The sequence below is a fragment of the Paracoccus sp. (in: a-proteobacteria) genome (assembly GCF_046462195.1).
Classification (GTDB): Bacteria; Pseudomonadota; Alphaproteobacteria; order Rhodobacterales; family Rhodobacteraceae; genus Paracoccus.
In genome coordinates this window covers 1-4,873 of the sequence record NZ_JBKGUN010000085.1, presented here as the reverse complement: position 1 = coordinate 4,873, position 4,873 = coordinate 1, and the positions used below count along the sequence as shown (strand labels likewise).

Sequence of the window (4,873 nt, the reverse complement as noted above, 5' to 3'; positions counted from 1 at the left end):
GACCCTGGAATCGAACCAGGCGTGGGTCTCCCCGGCGGAGTTACAGTCCGCTGCCGCACCTTGCAGCACGTCGCCCGCCGATCGCTTTCGGCGTGGGGCGGTGATTAGCCGCCACGTTCGGGGGCGTCAAGCGGATTTCTGGGGGGTTGCACGATCCTGCAGCGGCGCGCAGAGAGGTGGCGCAGGAAAGGAGGCCGCCCATGGCCGATAAGACCAAGAAACCCACCTGGGTCATCGACAAGGAGCGGGCCCGTCGTGCCGCTGCCGCCGAAACCGTCTGGCTGTTCGGCCTGCACGCGGTCCGCGATGCCTTGGCCAATCCCGTGCGCGAAAAGCTGCGCCTCGTCGTGACCCAGAACGCGGTGGCACGGATCGGCGATTTGCACGGCATCGAACCCGAGATCACGGACCCTCGGGTTTTCGACAAGTCGGTGCCGCTGGCGGCCGAAAGCGTCCATCAGGGCGCAGCGCTGGAGGTGAAGCCGCTCAAGTGGGGCAGCCTGAGCGAGGTTGCGCTTCGCGAGGCGTCAGGAGAGCGGCGTCCGCTGGTGGTAGCCTTGGATCGTGTGACCGATCCGCACAATGTGGGCGCGATTCTCCGGTCGGCCGAAGTGTTCGGGGCGCGAGCCGTCATCGCACCCGCCCGTCATTCCGCGCCGGAAACCGGGGCGCTGGCCAAGACGGCATCCGGCGCACTGGAGCGGCAGCCCTACCTGCGCGTACCCAACTTGGCCGAGGCATTGACCCAGCTGAAGAACATGGGGTTCATCCTCGTCGGCCTTGATGGAACGGGAACCGAGCCGTTGCCCGCCTTGATGGACCGATTGAGCGGACGCGCCATCTGTCTGGTGCTGGGCGCCGAGGGACCGGGCATGCGAGAGTTGACGTTGAAGACCTGCGATCACGTGGCGCGCATTCCCTTCGCGGCCGATTTCGGTTCCTTGAATGTTTCCAACGCGGCTGCGGTGGCGCTTTATGCGGCGAACGGTGCCTGAAGATCACTTCCCTGCGACGATTCTCTCGCCCGCGTTGAGATTTGGAGCATCTGCTGCCAAGTAGACCTGACGCCATGATCCGAGTCGCCATGCGCCCTTTGTGCTTCGCCTTGCTGTTGTCTCTGTTGCCCGCCATCCCGGCCGTCGCGCAGGATTGGGCATTGGGTGGGTTCGACCCGGTGGGTTATGCCGCTGCAGGGCGCGCGGTACCTGGACGCAGCGACATCTCGACAATGTGGCAGGGGCAGTTGTGGCATTTTGCCAGCGAAGAGAACCGCGCCCGGTTCGAGGCCGATCCGCGGTCCTATGCCCCCAAGTTCGGCGGGATGTGTCCCGTGTCGCTGTGGGAGGGGCGCCCGCAACCGGGGGACCCACGACATTTCGCGGTCATTGGCGGCAGTCTTTATCTGCTGCGTTCCGACAAGGCGGGGCGCGAATTGGAGCGCAATGCCCAGCAAATCCTGGAGGCAGCGCGTCAGGCATGGGGAAATAATTGATCCTGTGCCGACGCTGCCTAATCACGAATGCGTGAGAGGGGTGGAACTTTCCAAAGGTGATGCACATTTCCCTCTCAGAACATGACCTCGGAACGGTCATGTTCGGATCACTGTCCCTCGTTCCGTGACTTGCGCCCGGCCACATGTGGACCGGGCGTTTTTTCTATGTCAGCGTGCGCCGGAGCGGGTTTGTCAACGGGAGGGCAGGGTGAGCGCATATCTGGATGAGGACAAGGAGATCGCCCGTGTTGCGCGGGACACCAAGGTCGTGGCCGTGGTAGGGCTGTCCCCGAACGAGGCGCGGCCTAGCTGGGGCGTCGCGCGTTATCTTCAGGCGCAGGGCATCCGGGTGATTCCCGTCAATCCCGGCCATTCCGGTTCCACCATCATGAACGAGCCCGTGTATGCCTCACTTGCCGATATTCCGGCAGACGCGCGTGTGCAGATGGTCGACATCTTTCGCCGTTCAGATGCGGTGTCCGCGATCGTGGACGAAGCGCTGGCCCATCTGCCCGACCTTGCCGTGATCTGGACCCAACTCGGGGTGCGGGATGACGCGGCTGCCGAGCGTGCCCGCGCGGCGGGCGTGACGGTGATTCAGAACCGTTGTCCCAAGATCGAGTTCCCACGCTTTCTTTGATGGGGCTTCCCCGCGGGATATCTGCTTGACGGGGAGGCGGGCTGGTTCTAATCAGGCCCGACCTCAGGGGTATAGCTCAGTTGGTAGAGCATCGGTCTCCAAAACCGAGGGTCGTGGGTTCGAGTCCCCCTGCCCCTGCCAGGTCCTTTCGTCCAGATCGTCACGTTTCAGCGCATCGGCCGATCCGGCTTGAAAAGCCGCGGGTGCCCGGTTAGATCAGCGCCTGCACTTGCCAAGGAGCCTGCCGTGGCCAATCCCGTCCAGTTCATCAACCAGGTTCGTGCCGAAGCTGCCAAGATCAGTTGGCCGACCCGGCGCGAGGTGATCACCACGACCATCATGGTCATGGTCTTCGCATCCATCACCAGCCTGTTCTTCTTCCTGGTCGATCTGACGATCCGTACCGGCCTGACGCAGGGCTTGCGCCTGATCAGCGGCTGAACAGGGCTTGCAATTGCCGGGCAGGGGCGGTATCTCGCCCCGACTGTCCGGAAGACGGCGTGCATCGGATTCGCATGCGCGCCGATTTCAGTTTTTCCGGACGCGTAGGAATTCAAGGGGTTGGCAAGGCGTCCGCACGCAGCCCCACCAGATGAGCAGGGGTCGATCGAGACATGGCAAAGCGTTGGTATTCGGTCAGCGTCCTGTCGAACTTCGAAAAGAAGGTCGCCGAGGCGATTCGCCAGGCCGTCGCCGAGAAGGGTCTGGAAGAGCAGATCGACGAGGTGCTGGTTCCGACCGAGGAAGTGATCGAGATCCGGCGCGGCAAGAAAGTGACGTCGGAACGTCGCTTCATGCCGGGATACGTGCTCGTTCACATGGACATGTCGGATCGCACCTATCACCTGGTCAACTCGATCAACCGCGTCACGGGGTTCCTGGGCGCGCAGGGCAAGCCAATGCCCATGCGCGATGACGAGGTGAACGCGATGCTGAACCGCTCGGGCGATGGTGCGCCTGCCGCGCCGCGCAACCTGATTCGCTTTGACGTGGGCGAGAAGGTGAACGTGACCGACGGCCCGTTCGAGGGCTTTTCGGGCATGGTCGAGGAAGTGGACGAGATTTCGTCACGCGTGAAAGTCACGGTGTCGATCTTTGGCCGGCCGACGCCGGTCGAACTGGAATTCACGCAGGTTTCCAAGACCGCGTGATTGGCTGCGGGAGGTTCCGGTCCCTCTGGGACAAGGGCCGCACCGCTAAATCGGCCCTATTTGTGGGCATGATGAAGGAGAAGGCCAGATGGCCAAGAAAGTAGTTGGCAGCCTCAAGCTGCAGATCAAGGCGGGTCAGGCGAACCCGTCGCCCCCCGTCGGCCCGGCACTGGGTCAGCGCGGCATCAACATCATGGCATTCTGCAAGGAGTTCAACGCTCGCACGCAGGAAATGGAACAGGGTTCGCCCGTCCCCGTCGTGATCACCTATTACGCCGACAAGTCGTTCAGCTTCGAGACGAAGACGCCCCCGGCGTCCTTCCTGCTGAAGAAGGCAGCTGGCCTGAAGCCGGTCGGCAAGCGCAACCGTGCCAAGGGTTCGGACAAGCCGGGCCGTGCAAACGCCGGTTCCGTGACCGTCAAGCAGGTGCGCGAGATCGCCGAAGCCAAGATGGCAGATCTGTCCGCGAACGACGTCGAAGCCGCGATGAAGATCATCGTGGGCTCCGCGCGGTCGATCGGTATCGAGGTGAGGGGCTGATCATGGCAAAGATTTCCAAGAAGAAAGCCGCCGCCCGCGCCGCCTTTGACGGCAAGACCAACCTGACCGTCGAGGACGCCGTCAAGCTGGTCAAGTCCGCCGCTTCGGCCAAATTCGACGAAACCGTCGAGATCGCGCTGAACCTGGGTGTCGACCCGCGCCACGCCGACCAGATGGTCCGCGGCGTCGTGACGCTGCCTGCAGGAACGGGCAAGGACGTCCGCGTCGCCGTGTTCGCCCGCGGTCCGAAGGCTGACGAAGCCAAGGCCGCCGGAGCGGACATTGTTGGTGCCGAAGACCTGATGGAGACGATCCAGTCCGGCAAGATCGAGTTCGACCGTTGCATCGCGACGCCGGACATGATGCCGCTGGTCGGCCGTCTGGGCAAGATCCTGGGCCCGCGCAACCTGATGCCGAACCCCAAGGTCGGCACCGTGACCATGGACGTGACCGCTGCGGTCAATGCGGCCAAGGGCGGCGAAGTGCAGTTCAAGGCTGAAAAGGCGGGCGTCGTCCATGCCGGCATCGGCAAGGTCTCGTTCGACGAGGACAAGCTGGCACAGAACCTGCGCGCCTTTGTGGAGGCGGTCAGCCGCGCCAAGCCGACCGGTGCAAAGGGCACCTACATGAAAAAGGTCTCGATCAGCTCGACCATGGGTCCGGGCGTGTCGGTGGACGTCGTTTCGGCGACTGCCAGCTGAGATCATGAGTTTCCCGGCCGCAAGGTCGGGGATGGCGGGGCGGCCCTGAGCGGCCCCGTCCTGTCCGAGACGGAGGGTGCAGGAAAACCTGCTTAATATCCTTCCTGAGATGGGGAAGCATTTTTCCGGAGGTTCATCCTTCGGGTGATCTTGCCCTAGCGGACCCGACCCGGTCCCATTCGAGACCGGGAAAAGTGAGAGCGGGGGGAAACCCCCAACTTGGAGTGAAACCGTGGATAGAGCACAAAAAGAACAGGTGGTCGACGAACTCGGCCAGATCTTTGAAAGCTCTGGCGTCGTGGTGGTTGCCCACTACGAGGGGATGACGGTTGCACATATGCAGGACCT

At 63.1% G+C, this 4,873-nt stretch carries 8 protein-coding genes and 1 tRNA gene; all 9 read left to right on the top strand.

What is annotated here, in order from left to right:
- The first annotated feature begins 200 nt into the window (after positions 1 to 200).
- Entirely contained in the window at positions 201 to 995 is a 795-nt protein-coding gene (rlmB, locus tag ACLHHB_RS05670; RefSeq protein WP_410217313.1) for a 23S rRNA (guanosine(2251)-2'-O)-methyltransferase RlmB, read from the top strand.
- A gap of 74 nt (positions 996 to 1,069) precedes the next feature.
- The gene (locus tag ACLHHB_RS05665) at positions 1,070 to 1,492 is read left to right on the top strand and encodes a YHS domain-containing (seleno)protein (protein ID WP_410217312.1); all 423 of its coding nucleotides are present in this window, start codon (positions 1,070 to 1,072) and stop codon (positions 1,490 to 1,492) included.
- 208 nt (positions 1,493 to 1,700) lie between these two features.
- Positions 1,701 to 2,132 (top strand): CoA-binding protein, encoded by a 432-nt coding sequence (locus ACLHHB_RS05660; protein ID WP_410217311.1) that lies wholly within the window; start codon positions 1,701 to 1,703, stop codon positions 2,130 to 2,132.
- Positions 2,133 to 2,197: 65 nt separating this feature from the next.
- Positions 2,198 to 2,273 (top strand) — tRNA-Trp (locus ACLHHB_RS05655).
- A gap of 105 nt (positions 2,274 to 2,378) precedes the next feature.
- Complete coding sequence (secE, locus tag ACLHHB_RS05650; RefSeq protein WP_410217310.1) at positions 2,379 to 2,573, top strand: preprotein translocase subunit SecE; 195 nt, start codon at positions 2,379 to 2,381, stop codon at positions 2,571 to 2,573.
- Between the two features lie 173 nt (positions 2,574 to 2,746).
- Positions 2,747 to 3,283, top strand: coding sequence for a transcription termination/antitermination protein NusG (gene nusG / locus ACLHHB_RS05645; RefSeq protein WP_410217309.1), 537 nt, complete (start codon positions 2,747 to 2,749; stop codon positions 3,281 to 3,283).
- 88 nt (positions 3,284 to 3,371) lie between these two features.
- Positions 3,372 to 3,824 (top strand): 50S ribosomal protein L11, encoded by a 453-nt coding sequence (rplK, locus tag ACLHHB_RS05640; protein ID WP_410217308.1) that lies wholly within the window; start codon positions 3,372 to 3,374, stop codon positions 3,822 to 3,824.
- A gap of 2 nt (positions 3,825 to 3,826) precedes the next feature.
- Positions 3,827 to 4,525, top strand: a complete 699-nt coding sequence (rplA, locus tag ACLHHB_RS05635; RefSeq protein ID WP_410217307.1) for a 50S ribosomal protein L1 — start codon at positions 3,827 to 3,829, stop codon at positions 4,523 to 4,525.
- Between the two features lie 232 nt (positions 4,526 to 4,757).
- Positions 4,758 to 4,873 (top strand): 50S ribosomal protein L10 (rplJ, locus tag ACLHHB_RS05630; RefSeq protein WP_410217314.1); only part of this gene is annotated, 116 nt, incomplete at its 3' end.